The organism is Flavobacterium sp. IMCC34852, from assembly GCF_030643905.1.
Classification (GTDB): Bacteria; Bacteroidota; Bacteroidia; order Flavobacteriales; family Flavobacteriaceae; genus Flavobacterium; species Flavobacterium rivulicola.
In genome coordinates, this window is record NZ_CP121446.1 from 1,075,455 (window position 1) to 1,098,069 (window position 22,615).

Annotated in this window: 20 protein-coding genes; 12 read left to right on the forward strand and 8 right to left on the reverse strand. The window is 38.9% G+C overall.

Annotated elements, in window-relative coordinates:
- Window positions 1-72: 72 nt before the first annotated feature.
- The 5 genes from queA (at window position 73) to P7V56_RS04750 (ending at window position 8,523) form a co-directional block, all read left to right on the forward strand.
- Complete coding sequence (gene queA / locus P7V56_RS04730) at window positions 73-1,122, forward strand: tRNA preQ1(34) S-adenosylmethionine ribosyltransferase-isomerase QueA (protein WP_171220838.1); 1,050 nt, start codon at window positions 73-75, stop codon at window positions 1,120-1,122.
- A gap of 237 nt (window positions 1,123-1,359) precedes the next feature.
- The gene (kynU, locus tag P7V56_RS04735; RefSeq protein ID WP_171220837.1) at window positions 1,360-2,637 is read left to right on the forward strand and encodes a kynureninase; all 1,278 of its coding nucleotides are present in this window, start codon (window positions 1,360-1,362) and stop codon (window positions 2,635-2,637) included.
- A gap of 74 nt (window positions 2,638-2,711) precedes the next feature.
- Complete coding sequence (locus P7V56_RS04740; protein WP_171220836.1) at window positions 2,712-4,775, forward strand: T9SS type A sorting domain-containing protein; 2,064 nt, start codon at window positions 2,712-2,714, stop codon at window positions 4,773-4,775.
- 147 nt (window positions 4,776-4,922) lie between these two features.
- Window positions 4,923-6,011, forward strand: coding sequence for an agmatinase family protein (locus P7V56_RS04745; RefSeq protein WP_171220835.1), 1,089 nt, complete (start codon window positions 4,923-4,925; stop codon window positions 6,009-6,011).
- A 124-nt stretch (window positions 6,012-6,135) separates the two neighbouring features.
- Window positions 6,136-8,523: a penicillin acylase family protein gene (locus tag P7V56_RS04750; protein WP_171220834.1), complete on the forward strand. Its 2,388-nt coding sequence runs from the start codon at window positions 6,136-6,138 to the stop codon at window positions 8,521-8,523.
- On the opposite strand, the gene P7V56_RS04755 is transcribed toward P7V56_RS04750, so the two are convergent.
- From P7V56_RS04755 to P7V56_RS04770, 4 genes are read right to left on the reverse strand one after another with little or no spacing between them, the layout of a single operon-like run.
- Window positions 8,520-10,052: a cryptochrome/photolyase family protein gene (locus tag P7V56_RS04755; protein ID WP_171220833.1), complete on the reverse strand. Its 1,533-nt coding sequence runs from the start codon at window positions 10,050-10,052 to the stop codon at window positions 8,520-8,522. The genes P7V56_RS04750 and P7V56_RS04755 overlap by 4 nt on opposite strands.
- Window positions 10,053-11,360 carry a DASH family cryptochrome gene (locus P7V56_RS04760; RefSeq protein ID WP_171220832.1) on the reverse strand — a complete coding sequence of 436 codons (1,308 nt, stop codon included), beginning with the start codon at window positions 11,358-11,360 and terminating at the stop codon, window positions 10,053-10,055.
- A complete protein-coding gene (locus P7V56_RS04765; RefSeq protein WP_171220831.1) occupies window positions 11,333-11,476 on the reverse strand; it encodes a DUF2256 domain-containing protein in 144 nt (47 codons plus the stop codon). Before P7V56_RS04765 ends, P7V56_RS04760 begins: the two co-directional genes overlap by 28 nt.
- Complete coding sequence (locus P7V56_RS04770) at window positions 11,466-12,113, reverse strand: flavin reductase family protein (RefSeq protein ID WP_171220830.1); 648 nt, start codon at window positions 12,111-12,113, stop codon at window positions 11,466-11,468. Before P7V56_RS04770 ends, P7V56_RS04765 begins: the two co-directional genes overlap by 11 nt.
- A gap of 148 nt (window positions 12,114-12,261) precedes the next feature.
- Between P7V56_RS04770 and P7V56_RS04775 the strand changes: the two genes are divergently transcribed.
- A complete protein-coding gene (locus P7V56_RS04775; protein WP_171220829.1) occupies window positions 12,262-13,602 on the forward strand; it encodes an FAD-dependent oxidoreductase in 1,341 nt (446 codons plus the stop codon).
- A gap of 83 nt (window positions 13,603-13,685) precedes the next feature.
- Here the strand turns inward: P7V56_RS04775 and P7V56_RS04780 are convergent, their stop codons facing one another.
- From P7V56_RS04780 to P7V56_RS04795, 4 genes are read right to left on the reverse strand one after another with little or no spacing between them, the layout of a single operon-like run.
- A complete protein-coding gene (locus P7V56_RS04780) occupies window positions 13,686-14,051 on the reverse strand; it encodes a cupin domain-containing protein (protein ID WP_171220828.1) in 366 nt (121 codons plus the stop codon).
- Between the two features lie 57 nt (window positions 14,052-14,108).
- Window positions 14,109-14,558: a YybH family protein gene (locus P7V56_RS04785; RefSeq protein ID WP_171220827.1), complete on the reverse strand. Its 450-nt coding sequence runs from the start codon at window positions 14,556-14,558 to the stop codon at window positions 14,109-14,111.
- A gap of 5 nt (window positions 14,559-14,563) precedes the next feature.
- Entirely contained in the window at window positions 14,564-14,932 is a 369-nt protein-coding gene (locus tag P7V56_RS04790) for a DMT family protein (protein ID WP_171220826.1), read from the reverse strand.
- A complete protein-coding gene (locus tag P7V56_RS04795) occupies window positions 14,932-16,455 on the reverse strand; it encodes a helicase HerA-like domain-containing protein (RefSeq protein ID WP_171220825.1) in 1,524 nt (507 codons plus the stop codon). Before P7V56_RS04795 ends, P7V56_RS04790 begins: the two co-directional genes overlap by 1 nt.
- A 400-nt stretch (window positions 16,456-16,855) precedes the next feature.
- On the opposite strand from P7V56_RS04795, the gene P7V56_RS04800 reads away from it, so the two are divergent.
- From P7V56_RS04800 to P7V56_RS04825, 6 genes are all read left to right on the forward strand, one after another.
- Window positions 16,856-17,677: a MotA/TolQ/ExbB proton channel family protein gene (locus P7V56_RS04800; RefSeq protein ID WP_171220824.1), complete on the forward strand. Its 822-nt coding sequence runs from the start codon at window positions 16,856-16,858 to the stop codon at window positions 17,675-17,677.
- 48 nt (window positions 17,678-17,725) lie between these two features.
- A complete protein-coding gene (locus tag P7V56_RS04805; RefSeq protein ID WP_171220823.1) occupies window positions 17,726-18,355 on the forward strand; it encodes an ExbD/TolR family protein in 630 nt (209 codons plus the stop codon).
- 18 nt (window positions 18,356-18,373) lie between these two features.
- The gene (locus P7V56_RS04810) at window positions 18,374-18,937 is read left to right on the forward strand and encodes an ExbD/TolR family protein (protein WP_171220822.1); all 564 of its coding nucleotides are present in this window, start codon (window positions 18,374-18,376) and stop codon (window positions 18,935-18,937) included.
- A gap of 31 nt (window positions 18,938-18,968) precedes the next feature.
- Entirely contained in the window at window positions 18,969-19,757 is a 789-nt protein-coding gene (locus P7V56_RS04815; protein WP_171220821.1) for an energy transducer TonB, read from the forward strand.
- Between the two features lie 232 nt (window positions 19,758-19,989).
- Window positions 19,990-20,913, forward strand: coding sequence for a PstS family phosphate ABC transporter substrate-binding protein (locus tag P7V56_RS04820; RefSeq protein WP_317174646.1), 924 nt, complete (start codon window positions 19,990-19,992; stop codon window positions 20,911-20,913).
- Window positions 20,914-20,923: 10 nt separating this feature from the next.
- The gene (locus P7V56_RS04825; protein WP_171220820.1) at window positions 20,924-22,585 is read left to right on the forward strand and encodes a tetratricopeptide repeat protein; all 1,662 of its coding nucleotides are present in this window, start codon (window positions 20,924-20,926) and stop codon (window positions 22,583-22,585) included.
- The last annotated feature ends 30 nt before the right edge of the window (window positions 22,586-22,615 follow it).

A 22,615-nucleotide genomic window follows, 5' to 3' on the forward strand; every position in this document is an offset into this window, starting at 1 on the left:
ATAGTATATTTGCAGGCAGTTAAAATTATGGTAACTCATAACTCATAACTTATAACTTATAACTCAATTTAGATGAAATTATCTCACTTTCAATTCAATTTACCAACCGAATTACTAGCTGAATTTCCTGTAGAAAATCGTGACGAATCAAGATTGATGGTCGTTAACAGAAAAACCAAAACCATTGAGCACAAATTATTCAAAGACGTAATCGATTATTTCGATGATGGCGATGTAATGATTTTAAACAATACCAAAGTTTTTCCGGCGCGTATGTACGGAAACAAAGAAAAAACCGGCGCACGTATAGAAGTTTTCTTATTAAGAGAACTCAATGCAGAACAACGCCTTTGGGATGTATTGGTTGATCCGGCTCGTAAAATAAGAATCGGAAACAAATTGTATTTCGGTGAAGATGATTCATTAGTAGCAGAAGTTATTGACAACACTACTTCACGCGGAAGAACTTTGCGTTTCCTTTACGACGGTTCTTATACCGAATTCAGAAAAAAATTAACCGAACTGGGCGAAACCCCAATTCCAAAATACATCAACCGCGAAGTAACCGAAGAAGATGCCGAGCGTTACCAAACCATTTATGCCAAAGAAGAAGGCGCAGTAGCCGCACCAACTGCCGGTTTGCATTTCTCTAAACACTTATTGAAAAGATTGGAAATCAAAGGCGTTGACTTCGCAGAAATTACGTTACACGTAGGTTTAGGTACTTTCAATCCGGTTGAAGTAGAAGATTTGTCCAAACACAAAATGGACTCCGAAGAACTAATCATCACCCAAGAAGCTTGCGATATCGTTAATAAAGCCAAAGAGAAAAAACGCAGAATTTGTTGCGTAGGAACTACTTCAATGCGTGCCATTGAAAGCTCAGTTTCCTCAGCAAGAACCTTGAATCCGTATACGGGCTGGACCAACAAATTCATTTTTCCACCGTACGATTTTAGTATAGCCGATTGTATGATTACCAACTTCCATACGCCTAAATCAACGTTGTTAATGATGATTTCGGCATTCTGTGGTCACGATTTAATGAAAAAAGCCTACGAAGAAGCCATCAAAGAAAAATACCGTTTCTATTCTTACGGCGACGCGATGTTAATCATCTAAAACTATAATCCTAACAGTAATGTTGGGATTTTTTTTTGGGAGCTGTTTGCTTCGCCAGTTCACTCTTTAGGAGCTCGTGTCCCGCTTTCCGTTGCAATCTTTTTAAATTTCCCTCCGGAAAATCTAAAAAGGATTTCCACTGCAATCGGGGCTAGGGTCATTTGCACATTAAAACTTTTCCCTTTTCCCTTTTTTCTTTCCCCTTTTTTTTACTTTTACGCCAAACTAAACAACACTATGACTTTTCAAAATACCCGCGAATTTGCCCAACAACTCGATTCGCAAGACGAATTAAAAAATTACCGCAACGAATTTGTATTCCCGCAACACAACGGCAAAAACGTTGTTTATTTCACCGGAAACTCCTTAGGGTTACAACCCAAACGCACCAAAAAATATGTAGAGGATGTTATGAACGATTGGGGCAATTTAGCCGTAGAAGGTCATTTCTACGCCGAAAAACCTTGGTGGGATTACCACGAAAGATTTGCCAACCCGTTGAGCCAAATTGTGGGTGCCAAACCTTCCGAAATCACGGTAATGAATACGCTGACGGTAAATTTACACTTATTAATGGTGTCTTTTTACAACCCAACCGCCACGAGATATAAAATCATTTGTGAAGAAAAAGCTTTTCCTTCCGACCAATACATGTTCCAAAGCCAAGTCGATTTTCACGGCTATAAAACGGAAGATGCCATAGTAGAAATCAAACGCAGAGAAGGCGAACACAACATTCGTTTGGAAGATATTGTAGCCAAGATAAATGAAGTAGGCGATGAGCTGGCTTTGGTCTTAATCGGTGGCGTCAATTATTACACCGGACAAGTCTTCGATATGAAAGCCATCACCGAAGCCGGACATAAAGTCGGAGCCAAAGTAGGATTTGATTTGGCACACGCTGCCGGAAATATCGAATTAAAATTACACGAATGGAACGTAGATTTCGCCGCTTGGTGCAGCTACAAATACATGAACTCCGGACCCGGAAATGCTTCAGGTTGTTTCGTTCATGAAAAGCATCATCACAGTAACTTGCCTCGATTCGCAGGTTGGTGGGGACATAATAAAGAACGCCGTTTTAAAATGGAACCGCAATTTGATCCGGTTCACGGTGCCGACGGTTGGCAAGTGAGTAATTTACCTATTTTATCTTTAGCGCCGTATTTGGCTTCAGCCGAAATGTTTGCCGAAGTAGGCATGGAAAAACTCATAAAAAAAAGAAACCAATTAACCGCTTACTTGGAATTCATCCTTCACGAAATCGATGCCGAATTGGACGGTGCCGAGTTTGAAATTATTACGCCAACCAACCAAAAAGAGCGAGCTTGTCAACTCTCTGTTTTTCTTCACGGTCAGGGCAGAAGCTTGTTTGATTATTTAATGAAAAACGGTGTAATCACTGATTGGCGTGAACCCAATGTAATTCGATTAGCTCCTGCGCCATTCTACTGCTCGTATGAAGATATGTATGATTTCGGACAAATTTTAAAACAAGGGATTTTAGCCAAATAAAATTGGATTTTGTAAAAACAATTCGTTGATTTGCAACCGATTATTGACCAAATACCACAAACCAAAGCATCAGAATGAAAATAAAATTACACCATGTTGTTATGGCATTTTTTACTGTTATAACAGCCAGTATTGCCCAAGTTTCCGACAAAGAAACCGAAGCAAGATTATGGTTAAAAGCCAATGCAGAAAAATTAGAAATCAATCCCAATGAGACTTTTTCACTGCGCTTTGTCAGAAAAACACAAGCCGGTGAAACCTTGCGCTTTCAGCAACAAAAAAATGGAGTACCTGTAATCGACTCGGAAATAGTCGTCCATTTTTCCCCCTATGGTGAGATTTCATGTACGGCTTCGAGTTATGATGCAGCCGTTGCCGATATCAATACAATACCGTCAATTACCAAAGAAAATGCTGCGTCTATCTCCAATGAAGCATTGCAAATTAATGGCGACATCACTTTTCAAGAAAGCAAATTAGGCGTTTATAACAAACAGGGTTCAACAAAATTAGTCTACAAAGTACTGACCAATGCTTACTCAAAAGTAGGCAGTTGGGAAACCATCGTTGATGCCCAAACCGGAGCTGTTTTAAGTACCAAAGATGTTGCTTGTTATCATAAAAATCACAAGCATAATAAAAATGAAAGCAAAACCAAAGCGCCAATTTCAATGGCACCTTTGGCCTTTGTTTCGGGAACGGGAATGGTTTTTAATCCCGATCCGCTATCTCAAGCCGGAGTCAATTACGGAGACCCGGGATATACCGACGGAAGTGATGCCGCTACCACGCAATTGAACAACGCCAGAGTATCAGTAACTTTACCGGAAATCGATTTGACTGCCGGAACGTACAAACTAAAAAGTACGTATGCAGAAATCAAAGAGTTGGGTATGCCCAACAAAGGGCTTTTTACCCAATCTTCATCGGCTTTTAATTTTACCCGATTAGAAGATGGCTTTGAAGCAGTGACAGCTTTTTATCATTTGGATAAAAGTTTAAGATACATCAACCAAACGTTAGGAATAAATTGCGTTCCTTATCAAAGTGCCAATGCCGGTGCAGTTTTCTTTGATCCTCATGGAGCCAGCAGTGCCGATAATTCTTTTTACGGAAACGGTCAATTGCAGTTTGGTGAAGGTGGCGTTGATGATGCCGAAGATGCCGATGTGGTTTTACACGAATTAGGCCACGGCTTACACGACTGGATTACCGGTGGCGGATTATCTCAAGTTAATGGTTTGAGTGAAGGTTGTGGGGATTATTGGGCCGTTTCCTACAGCAGAAGCCTCAACCAATGGACATCCGATACACCTCAGTATAATTACGTTTTCAGTTGGGACGGACACAATCCTTTTTGGAACGGAAGAACTACTGCTTACGGAGCATCATACAATGGCGGTTTGGTAAACCAAATTCACACCGACGGACAAATTTGGGCCACCGCATTAATGAAAATTTGGGATGGTATCGGAAGAGAAAAAACAGATAAAGCCTTTCTTAATGGTTTGGATTTGACAACTAGTAATACCAACCAACAAAACGCAGCCATAGCCGTAAGAACAGCAGCCATCAATATGAATTATCCTTGTGCCGATGTGGCTGTGATGACTCAAAAATTCCTTGAAGCCGGTTATGCAATGCCTGCATTGGCTTTGACAATGAATCCTATCGAAAACCAAACCGTTCAAGCTGAAGTTACAAATACATATGCCTTGCCAAGTTTTGCAACGTTGGCCAATCCAATAATTGATGGTTGTAATGCCGGCTTATCCCAATCTCCGGTTGCCGGAACAGTATTGACTCCCGGCGATTACACGATTACAATGACGGCTACCAATGGTGCTTCAACAATAAACAGAACTTTTAACTTAACCGTAATGCCTAACTTAGGACTTAGCAACACCATAAGCAACAATTTTATTATGTATCCGAATCCTGCCTCAAATCAAATTACGGTAAAAGGAGCATTTGATTCTAACGAGAGTGTGACAATCTATAATGTGTTAGGTCAAGTTGTAATGAGTAAAAAGATTTCTTCTAATGAGGAAAATATTGATGTTTCATCTTTATCATCAGGTGTTTATACGGTAACTTTCAATTCGGCAAAAGTATCCCGCAAGTTCATCAAAGAATAAATTTTTAAATTCAAATAATACAAACCACAATGAGCAATCGTTGTGGTTTTTAATTTATAAAAACTCAGCAACTCAGTTGCTTTAAAAACAACTCTTGCAAAAACCTCAGAACCTTAGTACCTTTGCGCCTCAGAACCTTAAGATAAAATGACCAAAGAACAAATCATAGCCAATTTTGATCCAAGCCAACCCGGTTTAGCCGATGCCACAGTTTTTGGATTGCCTTTTTCAGCCGAACAATCAGAAATTATCATCATTCCCGTACCATGGGAAGTAACCGTAAGTTACGGCGCCGGTGCTTCTGAAGGTCCGGATGCGGTACTCGATGCTTCTTTTCAGGTCGATTTAAACCACCAAGATTTCCCGGAATTGTGGAAGTTGGGGATTTATCTAGATGAAGCGCCTGCTCATTGGAAGAAAAATTCAGAGAAATATAAAGACTTGGCACAACCCATTATAGAATTGTTAGAAAGCGGTGAAGTCGTAGAAAATTATCCGGCATTGCAAGCCGATTTAGATAAAATCAACAAAGTGTGTCGTGAGTTGCACAATGAAGTGAAAGACCGTGTCCTACACTGGATGCAGCAAGGCAAAAAAGTAGCCCTTTTAGGTGGCGATCATTCTACCCCATTAGGTTATTATGAAGCGTTGGCTAGTATCCATGACAATTTCGGAATACTGCATTTAGATGCGCACATGGATTTGAGAATCGCCTACGAAGGGTTTACGTTTTCTCATGCCTCAATTATGTACAATGCTTTGCAAATTCCTCAAATTTCTAAATTAGTGCAAGTCGGAATTCGCGATTTCTGCGAGCAAGAAGTAGAAGTGGTGCAAAAATCAAACGGAAGGGTTTTAATTAACACCGACGCCGATTTAAAAGCCGAAACTTTTGAAGGCAAAACTTGGGCGGAACAATGTGAAGCGATCATTGCTTCGTTACCGCAAAAGGTTTGTATCAGTTTTGATATCGATGGGATGTATCCTTGGTATTGTCCGAACACAGGAACACCGGTTCCGGGCGGATTTTCGTTTGAACAAGCCACTTATTTGTTCAATAAATTAGCCGAAAGCGGTAAAGAAATCATAGGCTTCGATTTGGTAGAAGTAGCACCGGGTGAAACCGACGATTGGGATGGCAATGTTGGCGCAAGAATGCTTTTCCACATGTGTGGTATTTTTGCCAAAAACAACGGACTAAACGTCGGACAGAAAATTAATTTCCAAAGAAAATAGTATTAAAAAACCCTTTCAGTGATGAAGGGGTTTCTTTTTAATTCGGATTATATAAACTTCGTATTTCCCACATTGTACTTCGTACTCTCCAATTCCTTATATTTGAGTATTCAATCTCTTCTCCATGAAACTCGTTAAAAAAATCCTCCTGGTAATTTTATTCCTCCTTGTTTTAATCGTTATTGTTGGCGCAACTTATTTGCAATACAGCAAGCCTGATTATGAAGGTGAATTCACTCTAGGCAATCTCAATAAAGAAACCACGGTTTATTTTGACGACTATGGTGTGCCGCACATTTATGCTGAGAACCAAAAAGATGCCATGACCACTTTGGGGTATGTTCATGCACAAGACCGACTATGGCAAATGGAACTCATGCGCCGCATCGCGCCGGGAAGACTCTCGGAGATTTTTGGTGGCGCGGCTTTAAAAACAGACAAATTTTTTGGCGGAATTGGCATCGATGAGAATTCGGCGAAAGCAGTAGCGCAATTAGACAAGAACTCGCAAACCTACCTTTTGGCGCAAGCCTATCTGGACGGAATTAATCAATATATCGCCGAGGGCAAAACACCGATTGAAATCAGATTACTCGGAATTGAACAAGAAAAATTCACTTTAAAAGATGTGTATAATATTTTCGGATTTATGTCCTTCAGCTTTGCGATGGCCCAAAAAACTGACCCATTACTGACCGACATTCGCGACCGTTTTGGCCTAGACTATTTAAAAGATTTCGGAATCAACGGCGAACTCGGAACCCAACAATTGCAATCGTTTCAAGGGAAATACAAGGAATACAGCGAAATCTCAAAATCAGTAACGAGTTTGCTTGAAGCTTCTCCGGTTCCGGCTTTTATAGGCAGTAACAGTTGGGTAATTGGCGGTGAGAAAACCAAAAAAGGGAAAGTCATTTTGGCCAATGATCCGCACATCATGTATTCCCAACCCGGAACTTGGTATGAAGCGCACATCGTTTGCCCTGATTATGAAATGTACGGTTATTATATTGCCGGAACGCCATTTCCGCTTTTGGGTCACAATCGAGAGTATGCTTATGGTTTAACCATGTTTGAGAACGATGATGTGGACTTCTTTCAGGAAGAAGAAAATCCAAATAACCCTAAGCAATACAAAACGCCTGATGGTTTTAAAAACTACACTTACCAACAAAAAACCATCAAGGTCAAAGATAGCACAGATGTTAAGCTGAATGTCAAAACCAGCCAACACGGACCAATAATCACCGGTTTATTAGACGGTTTGGAAACCGAGAAGTCTGTAGCGATGCATTGGATTTATACCCAACAAAAAAACCGAATTCTCGATGCTGTTTATGAATTGTCCCACGCTAAAAATTTAGAAAGTTTCCACAAAAGTATTGAGTTGATTCACGCGCCGGGCTTAAACATTATGTATGGCGATGCCAAAGGCAATATCGCGTGGATTACTTCAGGTAAATTATACAAATTGCCTAAGAGTGTCAATGCTAATTTTATCCTCAACGGTGCCAATGGTATCGATGATAAGAAAGAATGGCTGTCTTTTGACCAAAATCCGCAAGCGATTAATCCACCGTGGCATTATGTGTACAGTTCCAATAACCAACCGACACCTATCGATGGCTATTTGTATCCCGGCTATTATTTGCCCAAAGACAGAGCCATGCGAATCAATGGTTTATTAGAGCAAAAAAATAAATGGGATAAAGAAACTGTTTCTAAAATGATAGTCGATAACACTTCGGCAACGGCACAAACTATCGTTGGCAATATGACTAAGGCTTTAAATATTGCTAATTTCAGTGCCAATGAAAATCAGGCTTTGACCATTTTAAAAGATTGGAAAGCGACGCATGAGTTGAATGACATTGCGCCAACGCTTTGCAACAAATGGTTTTATTTTTACCTGAAAGCGACATTAGAAGATGAATTCGGGGAAGAGAATTTCAAACTGTTATTGAACACACACATCGTTAAGCAAATGATTGAAAACCAAACCGCCAATGCCGCTTCGCCTTGGTGGGACAATGTCAACACCAAAGACCAAAAGGAAACCCAATCCGAGATTCTTACGAAGTCATATAAAGAAGCTATCAAGTCTTTAGAAAATCAATTGGGCAGCGATGTCTCACAATGGCAATGGAGCAAAGTGCATCAAGTAACTTTCCAGCATCCAATCGGCAAAGTGAAACTGTTTAGCCAGTTTTTTAATGTTGGACCATTTCCAATTTCGGGCACCAATGAAGTCATCAATAACCAACTCTTTATTTACACCGATGAAGCTGTAATTCCGGTTAAAGGCGGACCATCAACGCGACGTATCATAGACTTTTCGGATATTGAAAACAGCTTAAGCGTATTGCCAACCGGACAATCAGGAAATCCTATGAGTAAGCATTACAGCGACCAATCAGAGATGTTTGTCAACGGAAAATTCAGAAAAATGAAGTTGAATAAAAAAGAAATCGAAGCTACCTCGACCAAACTAATTTTCAAACCAAAATCCTAATACAAATCTGGGTTTTGAATGATGTGAGCGGCTTTTTCTTTGATTCGATAAAGTTCGTCGGCTGGTATTTTGTTCAATAAGTTCAGCATCATCGCCATGCGCTGGTTGTTCTTGAAGTATTGCTTTTTATCGTCTAAAAAATTCCAATACAAACTGTTGAACGGACAGGCGTTGTCGCCCAGTTTGTCTTTGACGCTGTAGGGGCACGACTCACAGTAGTTGCTCATTTTGTTGATATAACTACCCGAAGAAACATAAGGTTTGGTCGCCAAAATACCGCCATCGGCATACTGACTCATGCCACGTGTGTTGGGCAATTCTACCCATTCAATCGCGTCGATATAAACACCAAGATACCAAGCGTCAACGGCGTCGGGATGGCGTTGGGTGAGCAAAGAAAAATTTCCGATGACCATTAGTCGTTGAATGTGATGGGCGTAAGCATCGTCCAAACTTTGATTTATCGCCTGACTCATGCAATGCATTTTGGTTTGACCGGTCCAATAGAAATCGGGTAAGGGTTCGTGGTTTTCCAATACATTCATTTGGGCATAATTGGGCATTTCCTTCCAATAAATCCCTCTTACATATTCGCGCCAACCAATAATTTGCCGCACAAAACCTTCGACTTGTGCCAAAGTTATCGTTGCTTGATTTTGATGATAATGCATCACAACGGTATCAATCACTTCTTTTGGAGAAAGCATTTTACTGTTCATGGCAAAGGACAAACGCGAATGAAACAATTGCTTTTCTTGGGTGTGCATCGCATCTTCATAAGTCCCGAAATACGGCAGTAAGTTGTGACAGAAATAATCGAGTAATTCCAAACATTCTTTGCGGGAAACAGGCCAACCAAAATTATCAGGGTCAATATTGCCAAAAGTACTAATAACGGCTTGTTGGATTTCGTCAACTACCGTTGAAACCTTTTTCGGAAACTGCTTGGCTTTGGGTACCGGAACTTCGCCTTTGTATTTTTTGCGATTGTCATGGTCAAAATTCCACTGATTGCCCAAAGGTTGTTCGCCTACCATCATCACTTGGTGTTTTTTGCGCATCATGCGGTAGAAACTTTCCATCAACAATTGTTTTTTGCCTTGGAAAAATTGGGATAGTTCTTCTCTTTTGGTGTAAAAATGTTCGGTGTCAAAGACTCGACTTGGAATACTTAATTTACCACAAATGGCCTTCAGTTGTTCGTCAAGGCGATATTCATCAGGTAATTGGTATTCGAAATGAGTAATGGAATGTAATGCGATTTCTTTTTGAATTAACTTTTCAAAGTCCTGCAAATTGTCTTCGGCTGCAATTTTGTAATACCGAATTTGATGCCCTTGCGCTTGCAGTGTGTCGGCAAAATGTCGCATCGCCAAAAAGAAGGCCGTAACTTTTTGAATGTGATGTTTCATATAATCGGTTTCCTGACGCACTTCCGCCATCAAATAGATTACGGAATCGTCTTTGGTTTGAAACCAAGAATGATGGCTGTTTAATTGGTCACCGAGAATTAGCCGAAGTGTTTTCATTTAGAATAAGGTTGTTTGGAGCCAAAGTTTTTGAAAAGCACCATTGGCATCATACATTTCAGCTTGGCGTTTGATGTTAAATTTTCGATCCCGCGGATCATTGCCTACGCCCGAATTGTAAATCCAGTTCCCATAATTAGAATGCACGTCGTAATCGATTAGCATGCTTTCAAAATAAGCAGCTGCAATACGCCAATCCTGTTCCCATTCTTTCGCCCAATAACTCGCCACGTTTTGCCTTCCGCGATTACTCATCCAACCGGTTTGTTGGAGTTCAATCATATTGGCGTTTACAAATGGTTCTTTGGTGGTTCCGTTAGTCCATTGCTGAAAAGCTTTGTTATTGAATTTCCATTCGTAGGTTTTGTTCAAAATGCCTTTGAGTTGGAAAATTTTATTGCCGTGTTTGAGAGAAATGTATTTGAAATAATCACGCCAAATCAATTCAAAAATCAGCCAATAGGTATCTTCATTGGCACCGTTTTCTTTTTCATAACTTTTTACTTCCCAATAAATCGTTCGTGCCGAAATGCTTCCGTTGGCCAACCAAGCCGAGAGTTTCGAGCTGTAGTCTTTCCCAATTAAGCCATTGCGCGTTTTTTTGTAAACGGATAATTTTTTGGTGTCCCAAAAGTATTCTGCTATGCGCAACAAAGCTTGGTTTTCTCCGCCGTGAAACGGGAAAGCAGTTTTAGAAGACATTTTAAAATCTTCAAAACCTAAATCTTTTAAGGTTGGAATAGCAGTATCATTCGCTATTCTATTACTTTCCGGCATTGCTTTGATTGTTACACAACTTCTGACCGAAACGGTTTTCTCACATTGCTTTCGGAATTCCGTAAACACTTCGGGAATTTTTTTGAACTCAGCATACGGAATGTCTTCCGGATGGAATAAAAATTGGTCGTAGCTTTCTTGCCAAGCGATATTTTCCAACTCGTTCTTCAAGGTTTCAGTAACAGCTGTTTCTTCTGCTGTCCATTCTTTTTGAAGGTAAATAGTGTCGATTTTGTATTGGTTCACCAACTCGGGAATCACTTCTTCGGGCGTGTTGTGAATGACCAAAAGGCTAATGTTCTTTTTTGCCAAATTAGTACTGAGTTCCTCAATGGTCTCTATCAAAAACTTAGCCCTGAATTGCGCTGTTTTTTTAAATCCATAAGTGGTCTCGGCAAACTGTCTTGGATCAAAACAGTACACGGCAATGACTTGATTGTTCTTCTGAATGGCTTGAGACAAGGAGTGATTGTCATTCACGCGCAAGTCATTTCTAAACCAAACTAATCCTGTTTTTTGTTTCTTCTGCATTTTTCGCTACAATAGATTACTTCGTTCCAGTTCTTTTCCCATTTTTTGCGCCAAGCAAAGGGCAGGCCACAGGTTTTACAGATTTTCTCGGGTAGGTTTACTTTTTTATGCGCCATTTTTGAGGATAGATTTGGTTTTTAAATGCGGACGAGCATAATCAAATCGGTCTAAAACTTTAGGCAAACAATAGCCGTCTAAACCATTTACAGTGACCACATCAGCTTTGTCCAATTGCAACCAATAATCCTCGTGCAAGATTGCTTCTTTGAAATAAATTTCTTCAATAGAAGCTATGATATGAATAGTGTTGTTTTCTTTGATTTCGTATTCGTTGAGGTATTTGCAAAGCAATTTTACCGGACTTTCCTCAACAAACGGCACGTCGATTTCAGAAAGATATTCTTCGGTTAAATTCACTATTTCAAATTCGGATTCCTCCGCATTGTAACTGGCTGAGGTTTGATGCGCTTGGGCAATGATATTTTGAGCGATATGATTCACGGTGAAATAGCCATTCGATTTTAGGTTGTCATAAGTATTTCTCGCTACTACATTCGGTCGAAGGATAAAACCCAACATAGCGGGATTGCTCCCCAAATGAGTGACGCTAGAAAACACGGCAACATTACTGTTTCCCTTTATTGATTTGGTGCCAATTAAATTCGCCGACTTGTAACCCGTGCAACTGTTAATGAGGTTTAGTCGTTGGATTTTGGATAAATGGGCTAGTTCTTTTTGGGTTATTTTTTTCATGCCGTATTTTATTTCAAAGATACATTTTGTTTAACAAAACTACAATTTTATTAAACAAATATATTTTATCGGCCTAAATATTTGTGCTTTGTTGGGTCAACTTCTGTAATATTTCAGTAATTTTGCCTAACTTTTTTTCCAGATTTCAATGCAAAATCCTCAAAAAATTGCTATCGTTGGTTCAGGCTTGGTCGGAACTTTATTGGCAATTTATCTCAAAAGACAAGGACATACAATCCACGTTTACGACAGAAGCCCTGATATCAGAACGGTTGAATTTTCCGGACGTTCCATTAATTTGGTGATGTCTAATCGCGGTTGGAAAGCCATGGAAGATGTTGGTTTGGATGATGAAATCAGAAAGATTGGAATTCCGGTCGATAAACGAGCTATTCATTTAAAAGACGGCAAACTCAATTACCAATATTACGGCAAAGATGGAGAAGCTATTTTTTCACTTTCCCGTGGAATTCTGAATCGAAGAATGATTGATTTAGCAGAAGCGGAAGGCGTTGAGTTTTTCTTCGAACACAAAATTTGGGATGTGACTTTAGCAACCGCTACACTTCACATTGGGGAAACCGAAAGAGGTGAGTGGACTGAATTAAAATACGACAAAGTCTTTGGTGCCGATGGTGCTTTTTCGAGAATTCGCCACAGAATGCAACGTCAAAGCATGTTTGATTACTCGCAAGAGTTCATGAAGTTAGGCTACAAAGAATTGCATATTCCGGCCAACGCTGACGGAACGCATAAGATTGATAAAAATTCATTGCATATTTGGCCACGCGGCAATTTTATGCTGATGGCTTTAGCTAATTTAGACGGCAGTTTTACCTGTACGTTGTTTATGCCGTTTGAGGGCGAAAATTCTTTTGAGCAATTAAAAGACGAAGCTTCGTTAGTTGATTTCTTTGCCAATTATTTCCCTGATACCAAAGAAGTAATTCCGGATTTGGTTCGCGATTTCTTTAAAAATCCAACCAGTTATTTGGCGATTATGAAGTGTTATCCTTGGACGTTTGAGGACAAAGTAGCCTTGATTGGTGATGCTTCACATGCGATTGTCCCTTTTTACGGTCACGGAATGAACGCCGGTTTTGAAGACATTACCATTTTAAGTGAAATGATTTCTAAATATGGTGATGATTGGAAAACGATTTTCTCCGAATACCAAAAATCGCGCAAGCCTAACGCCGATGCGATTGCCGAATTATCCCTTCGGAACTTCATCGAAATGAGTACCAAAACCGCCGATGAAAAGTTCCTGTTGCAAAAGAAAATCGAAAAATGGTTCTCCGACAAACATCCCGATAAATGGATGCCATTGTACAGTCGAGTGACTTTTAGTTTACAACCTTATGCTGAAGCTCTGGCCATTGGCGATTTCCAAAATAAAATCATGGAAGAAGTGATGCAAATGCCGAATATAGAAGCCATTTGGAATAGCGAAGCGGTCGAAAACAAAATCATTGATTTATTACAATAGATTTTAGGAGCTTTATCCGGCTATACACTATATCTTTTACACCTGACAGGTGTAAAAGGATGCTGTTCCTATCCGGGCTAGGGTTATTCTTCCTCCCGGTGTACTTTCGTAAAATCAAAAGCCGGTTGGCAAATCGCGATGTATTCGCAAGGTTTATCAAACGGATTGGAATATTGTACCCGCGTATTCTTTTCAATTTTAATGGATTGTCCGGCTTCAAGTATTACGGTTTCTCCATCAATGATAAACTGCTTTTTCCCCGAAATGATATAAGTGTATTCGTCAAACTCAGGGGTTTGAAACGGTTCGCTCCATTTAGGCGGTGCAATCATGTGTGCGATTGAAATATCCGGATTGTTGGTCGTGGCATTCCCGTGGTGTTCTTCTATGAGTTTGCCGTCGTTGGTTGGCACTACAAAAGGCGCTTTTTGAATAAAATATTTACTCACTGTCTTATATTTTTTTTGGTGTTCGTGAACCTTTGGTTTTTTTATTTGTAATAAGTATTAATCCCAAGTGTATTTCCAACTGCCGTCACTTTGCTTTTTCCAAACGGTGTGAAAAACGCCTTTGAATTCTCGTTCTTTTCCCTGAAAATCTTTGATCGACCATACGTAATCGCCATAAGTATAACCCATGGTTCCATCATTGGATACATCAACATGGCTGGGTGTCCAAGTCACTTTAGCCGATTGGTATTTTTGGTCGCTGTAGTACAACTTGATGTTTTCTTTGCCGATAATCAATGTATCGTTTTCGCGTTTGATGACCGCATTGCTGTCGGCGAAAGTGTAAAAGGCTTCGGGTATGCCTTTGGTTTGCGCCATGTTTTTAAAGTCTTCTTCGGCTTTCAAGACTTCTTTTTTGATGGGTTCCAAATCGAGTTTGGTGACCGCTTCTTTTTTATTACAACCTAAAAAGGCAACAGTAATGAGTGCTAAGACTATTTTTTTCATGAGAACTACTTTTTAAAGATAAAATATACGGCCAATATCAGGAATACAAAGCCCACAGCATGATTCCAACGGAAGGTTTCATTTTTGAAAAACAACATCGAAAAAATCACAAAAATAACCAAGGTAATGACTTCTTGAATGACTTTTAACTGCATTAGTGAAAAAGGTCCGCCATTGCCCTGAAAACCAATTTTATTGGCCGGTACTTGGAAACAATATTCGAATAAAGCCAATCCCCAACTGATTAAAACGATGGTAATTAATCCGGCGTTTTCAAACCATTTGAGTTCTTTAAATTTCAGATGACCATACCAAGCCAAAGTCATAAAAACATTGGACAAAATTAATAGACCAATGGTCAGAAATGATTTCATTATTTTTTGAAAAGCTTGGTTAAAATCCCGAATACACCACGGATAAAGGTAGCGCTGGTAACCACTTTAGTAACCGATTTCCCAATTACTTCAGCTGTACTTGGTTCGTTGCTTTTTCTTTCTTCTTGTTGGGCTTCGGTGGCTGCTTCGGCTTCGGCTTGTTGGTTGGCTTCTTCGATTTTTTTGGTCAGCATTTCGTAAGCGCTTTCGCGGTCGATTTCTTCGTTGTATTTTCTAACCAATTTCGATTTGGCGTTGATTTCAGCAATTTCGCTTTCGGTTAAAACATCCATTCTGCTCATAGGTGCGCGCATCATGGTAGCTGCTAGCGGCGTAGGAATTCCCTTTTCGTTTAAAGCCGTAACAAAAGCTTCTCCAATTCCCAGTGAGGTCAGCACTTCATCAGTTTTATAATACTCGGAAACCGGATAGTTTTCGGCCGTTTGTTTGATGGCTTGACGGTCTTTGGCGGTAAAAGCCCTCAAAGCGTGTTGGATTTTCAAACCCAATTGCGCTAATACACTTGCCGGGACGTCCATAGGATTTTGGGTAATAAAATAAACGCCTATGCCTTTGGAACGAATGAGTTTGATGATGGTTTCAATTTGGTTGAGTAAAGCGTCGCTGGCTTCACTGAAAATCAAATGGGCTTCGTCTATAAAAATGACTAATTCAGGCTGATCGGCATCACCTTTTTCGGGCATTTGTTGGTATATTTCTGCCAATAAACTCAGCATGAAGGTCGAAAATAATTTGGGTTTATCTTGTATATCGGTCAATCGAAGAATGTTGACATAGCCTTTACCGTTTTCATCGATTCGCATTAAATCGTCAATCTCAAATGACTTTTCGCCAAAGAAAATATCGCCACCTTGTTGTTCTAATTCAATAATTTTACGCAGTATGATTCCGGTGGTCGAAGTTGATATTTTGCCGTAGTGTTCTTCAATTTCTTCTTTGCCTTCTTCGGTGATGTAGTTGATGACTTTTTTAATGTCTTTTAAATCCAAGAGCGGCATTTGTTTATCGTCGCAATATTTGAAAATTACGGCTACCACTCCGGCTTGCGTGTCATTTAAGTCGAGAATTCTGGAGAAAAGTACCGGTCCGAATTCGGAAACCGTCGCGCGCAATCGCACACCGTTTTGTTGGGACAACGACATTAATTCAACCGGAAAGCTTTCGGTTTTATAGGGAATGTTGATTTTGGCATGGCGTTCGGTGATGAATGGTTTTTCTTCGCCTTCTTTGGCAATACCTGAAAAATCACCTTTGATATCCATCATCAAAACCGGAATTCCGAAGGATGATAATTGTTCGGAAAGTACTTGTATGGTTTTGGTTTTGCCGGTTCCGGTAGCTCCTGCAATAAGGCCGTGACGGTTTAGGGTTTTTAATGGTACTTTAACAAAGGTGTCTGATAAAGCTTCGCCATTTAAGATAGCGCCGCCCAGAGTGATGCTTTCGCCTTTAAAATTATAACCGTCGTTAATGTATTTTGAAAAATCGGATGCTGTTGCCATTTATTTTCTAAGTTTTTAATGCAAATATAAAGGTAGGGCAAAATAATACAATTTCTAAAATTTATGAAATGTTAATTACTTTCTTTTGCTAGAAAAAAAGGAGTAATTTTAAAATACCGAAATTGTTTTCGTTAAATATACGTTTTCAAGACTTTTTTCGTTATACCTATAGATACTTGATTAAAACCTTGAAAATTAGACTTAATTTTATTGATTATTTAATGATTGTTTTAAATGACCTAAAGTACCTCAAAAAAGCATTCAAAAACGATATGTTACGGATATGTTATTAAAGTTAAAAAAAGTTTTTTTATTTCGAGTAAAAAATTAAATTTGCCCCTAATCAAGTTTATTAACAACTAAAACTTATAATTTATTAAAACTTTTAAAATTTAAAAAAATGGCAAACGTTAAAAAAGAATCTGGGTCAAACGGTTTAGGTATGATGTCAGGAATCATCATTGTAGCATGTATTTTTGTTGGTTGGATTATTTGGAACTTCATCATGGGTGCAGGTTCAAACTTTGAAGGTGGTGTAAATACAGGTCATCCACTTCCGGGGAATTATTTAGCAATGGTTTACAAAGGAGGACCAATTGTACCGGTTTTGATGGGATTGTTTTTGATGGTAATCGTGTTCTCATTTGAGCGTTTCTTTGTAATCTCTAAAGCAGGAGGAAAAGGGAACTTAGATACTTTCATGAGAAATGTTCAAGGAAGTGTAAAAGCAGGAAATATTGATGATGCTATCTCAGCTTGTGACAAACAACAAGGTTCTGTAGCGAATGCAATCAAAGCGGCTTTAGTTAAATACCAAGAAGTTAAAAAAGAAGGGTTTACCAGCGAAGAAGCAGCTGAGACTATCCACAAAGAAATCGAAGAAGCTACTTCATTAGAGATGCCGATGTTAGAGAAAAACATGACCATTTTGTCAACATTAGTAGCTTTAGGAACATTAGCCGGATTATTAGGAACAGTAACAGGGATGATCAAAGCGTTTGGTGCGTTAGCTACAGCAGGTACACCTGACCAAGCAGCGTTAGCAAATGGTATCTCTGAAGCTTTGATTAATACAGCTACGGGAATTTCTACTTCTGCTTTAGCAATTGTAACTTACAACTTCTTTACTTCTAAAATCGATACTTTGACTTACTCTATTGATGAGGCTGGTTCAACTATCGTGAACACTTACAGAAAATTCAGAGGAAGTTTAAAATCATAAAGCAGTAATTAGACAATCTAATTATTGTAATTTAAAAACAAGTAAATAATGGCTAAAGTAAAATCGCATAAGGCAGCAGGTGCCATCGACATGACGGCGATGTGTGACGTGGCTTTCCTTTTACTTACCTTCTTTATCTTAACAGCAACGGCCAAAATGCCGGAGCCGTTACCGGTAGACACGCCTTCATCAACAGTACAAACCAAATTGCCGGAAACGGGATTGGTGATGTTGACTGTAGGGAAAAGTGATGGTAAAGAACAAGTATTCTTTGGAATGAAAGACAGAGCAATCCGTTCGGGAGCTTTGGATTATATGGCTCAGAAATATCAATTGACTTTCACAGAGGAAGAAAAAGCTCAGTTCGCTTTAGTGGATGAGTTTGGAGTTCCGATAGAAGGGTTGAAACAATTACTGGCCATGAAAGGAGCAGATAGAGTTAAAAAAGGAGTACAATCAGGTATTCCTTGTGATTCTATCAACAACCAATTGCAAGATTGGATACAAGGCGCAAGACAAGCAAACATCAATGAAGGTGCTACAAAAGAACTTCAGTTTGCTATCAAAGGCGATGCTAAAGAATTATATCCTCAAATCAAAAGAGTGATGGATATTTTACAGGACCAAAAAATCAATAGCTTTAACTTAGTTACTGGTTTAAGAGGAAGAGACTATTAATATTAATAATAATATAAAATGGCTGAATTAAATACCGGCGACAGCGGCGGTGGCAAAAAAGGCAGTAAAAAGGTAAGAAGTAAAAAATCCAACGCAAAAGTGGATCTTACAGCCATGGTGGATTTGGCATTCTTGTTGATTACGTTCTTCATGTTGACCACATCTTTATCTAAACCACAATCTATGGATTTGGGGTTGCCTGATAAAGAAGATAAACCAACTGACAAGCCAATGAAGGTTGATCAAAGAAGAACTGTTACGATTCTCATGGGAAAAGACAATAAGATCAAATGGTATCATGGTTTATTGGATTCTCCAGAACCGGGAGGAGCGCCAACCGATGCAGTTTATGGTAAAAACGGAATCAGAAAAGAAATACTTGAAAGAGTAGTTTCTATTCCACAGATAACAGGTGATAAAAAGAAAGGAATGATTGTTATTATCAAGCCTACCAAAAAAGCTACATACAGAAACTTAGTTGATATTTTGGATGAAATGGCTATTTGCGATGTGCCTACTTACGCCATTGTAAATGATATCACACCTGAAGAACAAAAACTAGTAGACGAAATGAACAAGTAGTGTCTTGTACTAATCTTTAAAAAGTAAAAAAATGAAATTAGACTTATTAAAAAGACAGTGGATAGACATCGTTTTTGAGGGACGTAATAAAGCCTATGGTGCTTATGAGTTGCGTAAAGAGAATCCGAAAACTACTTTGCGTTCATTGGTCATAGGAGCATTTATATTTGGTTTAGCGGTAAGCGCACCACTTATCATAAGCTTAATTCCGGACAGCGCTGATGAAGATGCTAATTTGGATAAAAAAATTGTAACGATTAAGTTGCCGCCAAAAGAAGAGCAACCTAAGAATCTTCCACCACCGCCACCGCCTCCACCAAAAGTGGATCAGGTAAAGTTTGTGAAACCGGTTGTGGCTAAAACAGAGGAAATCGTTGAAGAACCGCCTAAGATTGAGGAAATCAAGGACAAAAAATTAGGTGATGAAACTATCAAAGGAGATCCGGATGCACCATTAACGGTTGAGCCGGTAGGAAACGGACCAAGTGTAGTAGAAGAGGATAATCAAATCTATAACACCGCTGGTATCGAGGTAAAACCTGATTTTCCGGGAGGTTTAGAGAAATTCTACAAATTCGTTGGTAAGAATTTCCAAGTACCGGAAGAAGAAGGTTTGAAAGGTAAGATATTTGTAACTTTCGTGGTAGAGAAAGACGGTTCATTAACGGATATCAAAGTAATCAGAGATATTGGATACGGAACAGGAAAAGAAGCGATCAGAGTTTTAAAATCTTGTCCGAAATGGAATCCGGGTGAGCAGAATGGAAAAAAGGTTAGGGTATTGTACTCATTACCGATTTCTATCCAATCAGCAGAATAAATGGTTTCAAAAATCATAGAAAATTTTCAGAAGAAATCGCTTAAAGAGCGATTTCTTCTCGTTATTAGCTTATTGAATTTTATTGCTTTCAGTGTCTTGGGATTACTTTTGTTGTTTTGGGACAAACTAAAACTGAATCTCTCCAATAATCTTCAAATAATTGTAGGTTGCCTAATACTATTATTTGGTTTTTTGCGTTTTATTACTCAAATAAAGCGTTTGAATAATTTAGATGATGAATAAAATAACTAAGACTATTACAGGTTTTCTATTGCTGACCTTACTATTCGTCTTTTCTTGTCAAAAGAATAAAGAGGATAAATTAGACAGTATCATTGAGGGAAAAGCTACCATTTATGTTGATGAGTCTATCTTACCGATCATTGAAGACGAAGAAGCTGTTTTTGAAACGCAATACAAAGCCCAGTTGAAATTGGTTTCGCAGTCTGAAAATGAAGTCTTGAATGCTTTATTGAATGATACGGCCACTATCGCAGTGCTCACAAGAACACTGCTGCCGGAAGAGTTAAAAGCTTTTCAAGCCAAAAAGATTAATCCCAAAATTACTCCTTTTGCTACTGATGCCGTTGCTTTTATCAGAAGCAAATCAGTCAACGATTCTTTAATTGCTTTGCAAGAGGTGTATGATTTTTTGAACGGAAAAGCCGGGTCAACTATTAAAGGTTTAGTTTTTGACAATGCCAACTCAAGTACCGTTCGCTATATTTCTAAAAAGGCGGGCGTTTCAGCAGTAGGGCAAAAAAATGTTTATTCCTTCAAGACCAATGAGGAAGTAATGAAATATGTAGCCCAAAATGACGGAATGATTGGGGTGATTGGCATAAATTGGGTTTTCCAACCGCCATTAGAATTACAAGAAACGGTTGATAAAATTACCGTTTTAGGGGTGAAAGAGGTTGGTTCAAGCGAGTTTGTATTTCCAACACAAGACAACCTGGCACAAGGAATATATCCTTTGGCACGTGATTTGTATATCGTCAATTGTCAAGGATATTCAGGATTGGGAATGGGATTTGCTTCCTTCCTCGGAGGAGAAAGAGGACAGCGAATTATTTTAAAATCAGGTTTAGTACCTAAGCGAGTTCCCTCCAGAAAAGTCATGATTAGAAACAATATTACTAAAGATAAAAATTAAAAATTGCAAGATGAACAAGTTTAAAATATTCAGCTTAGCGTTAGTAGCAACAACCGTTGCGAAAGCACAGGATTTGGAAACGGCGAAGAAAGCTATTGATGCTGAACAATTTGAAAAGGCTAAATCGTTATTAAAATCAATTATACAAGCCAAACCGTCAAACGGGAAAGCTGCTTTTCTTTTGGGTAACATTTACTTAAAACAAAATATTGCTGACTCGGCAACCATCTATTTTCAAAAAGGATTAACCGCCAGTGAAGGAGCAAGGTTAAATAACATTGGTTTAGCTCAAATGGATTTAGATGCCAACAATAGAGCGGCAGCACAAGCTAAGTTTGACATGGTTACCAAAGATTTGAAGAAGAAAGATACAGAGGAGTATGTTTACATTGCTCGTGCTTTTATGAATGCTGACAAACCTGATTATGCCAGTGCTATCACAGTTTTGACCAAAGCAGCTACGGCTAACCCTACAGATGCTCAAGTTCAATTGGCTTTGGGTGATGCGTATTATGGAGAAAGAAAACAAAACGAAGCTTACGTTGCTTACAGAAATGCCTACCAAACAGACAGTTCTTTAATCAGAGCTAAAATGCAATTGGGTGTTTTGTTAAAAGGAGCCAAAGCTTACACTGAAGCTGTTAAAGCTTACAACGAAGTGATTGCCATCAATCCAAATTATGGTCCGGTTTACAGAGAGTTAGCAGAAACCCACTATTTATGGGGAAACAATGTGCCATCTACTTACACTGAAAACATTCAAAAAGCATTAGGGTTTTATGAAAAATACATGAGTCTAACCGATTATTCTGTTACTTCACGTATGCGTCACGCCGACTTTTTGATCTTGGCAAAAGATTATAAAGCTTTGGAAGTAGAGGCTAACAAAATGAAAGAATTAGATGGAGTAAATCCAAGAATCCTTCGTTATTTAGGATATTCAGCTTACGAAAACGGTAACCCTGATGCTGCTTTAGATGCTTTACAAAAATATACTTCTAATCCGGCGAACAAGATTATTCCTCGTGATTATTTGTATTTAGGTCAAGCCAAAATTAAAAAAGGTAGCAGTGCCGATGGTAAAACTATTGATCCTACTTTATTAGCTTCAGCCATTGCAGATATCAAAAAGGCAGTTGAAATGGAGCCTTTAGCGGCTAATGAATTAAACGAATTAGGAAAAAAATTATACGACTTAAAAGCATTTTCAGCAGCCGCAGCAGTTTTTGAAGTAGCGGTTACCAATCCAACTTCTAAAAACTATTTGTTAGATAACTTTTACTTGGGGAATTCATTATACTATGACAACACTCGAAAAGATGTAGTTAAAGCAGACCCAATTGCTTTGCAAAAAGCAGACGTGGCTTTCGGAAATGTAATTACAGCTTCGCCAACTACAGCCGATGCTTATTTGTTCAGAGCTAGAACCAATAATTTGTTAGATAATGATGAAATGATGGCCACTTACTACCAACAATACATCGACGTGGTTACTGCCAAAGGAGAAGCTGAGGTAACTAAAAATAAATCTAAATTTATTGAAGCTTACAATAGTATGGCTGCTCATTTTGCCAACACCGATAAAGCCAAGGCCATAGAGTTTTTTAATAAAACTTTAGCCCTTGATCCGGCGAATAACTATGCTACTGAATCTTTGAAATTATTGAAATAAATTTCAGTCCAAATATGCTAAAACCGTCCT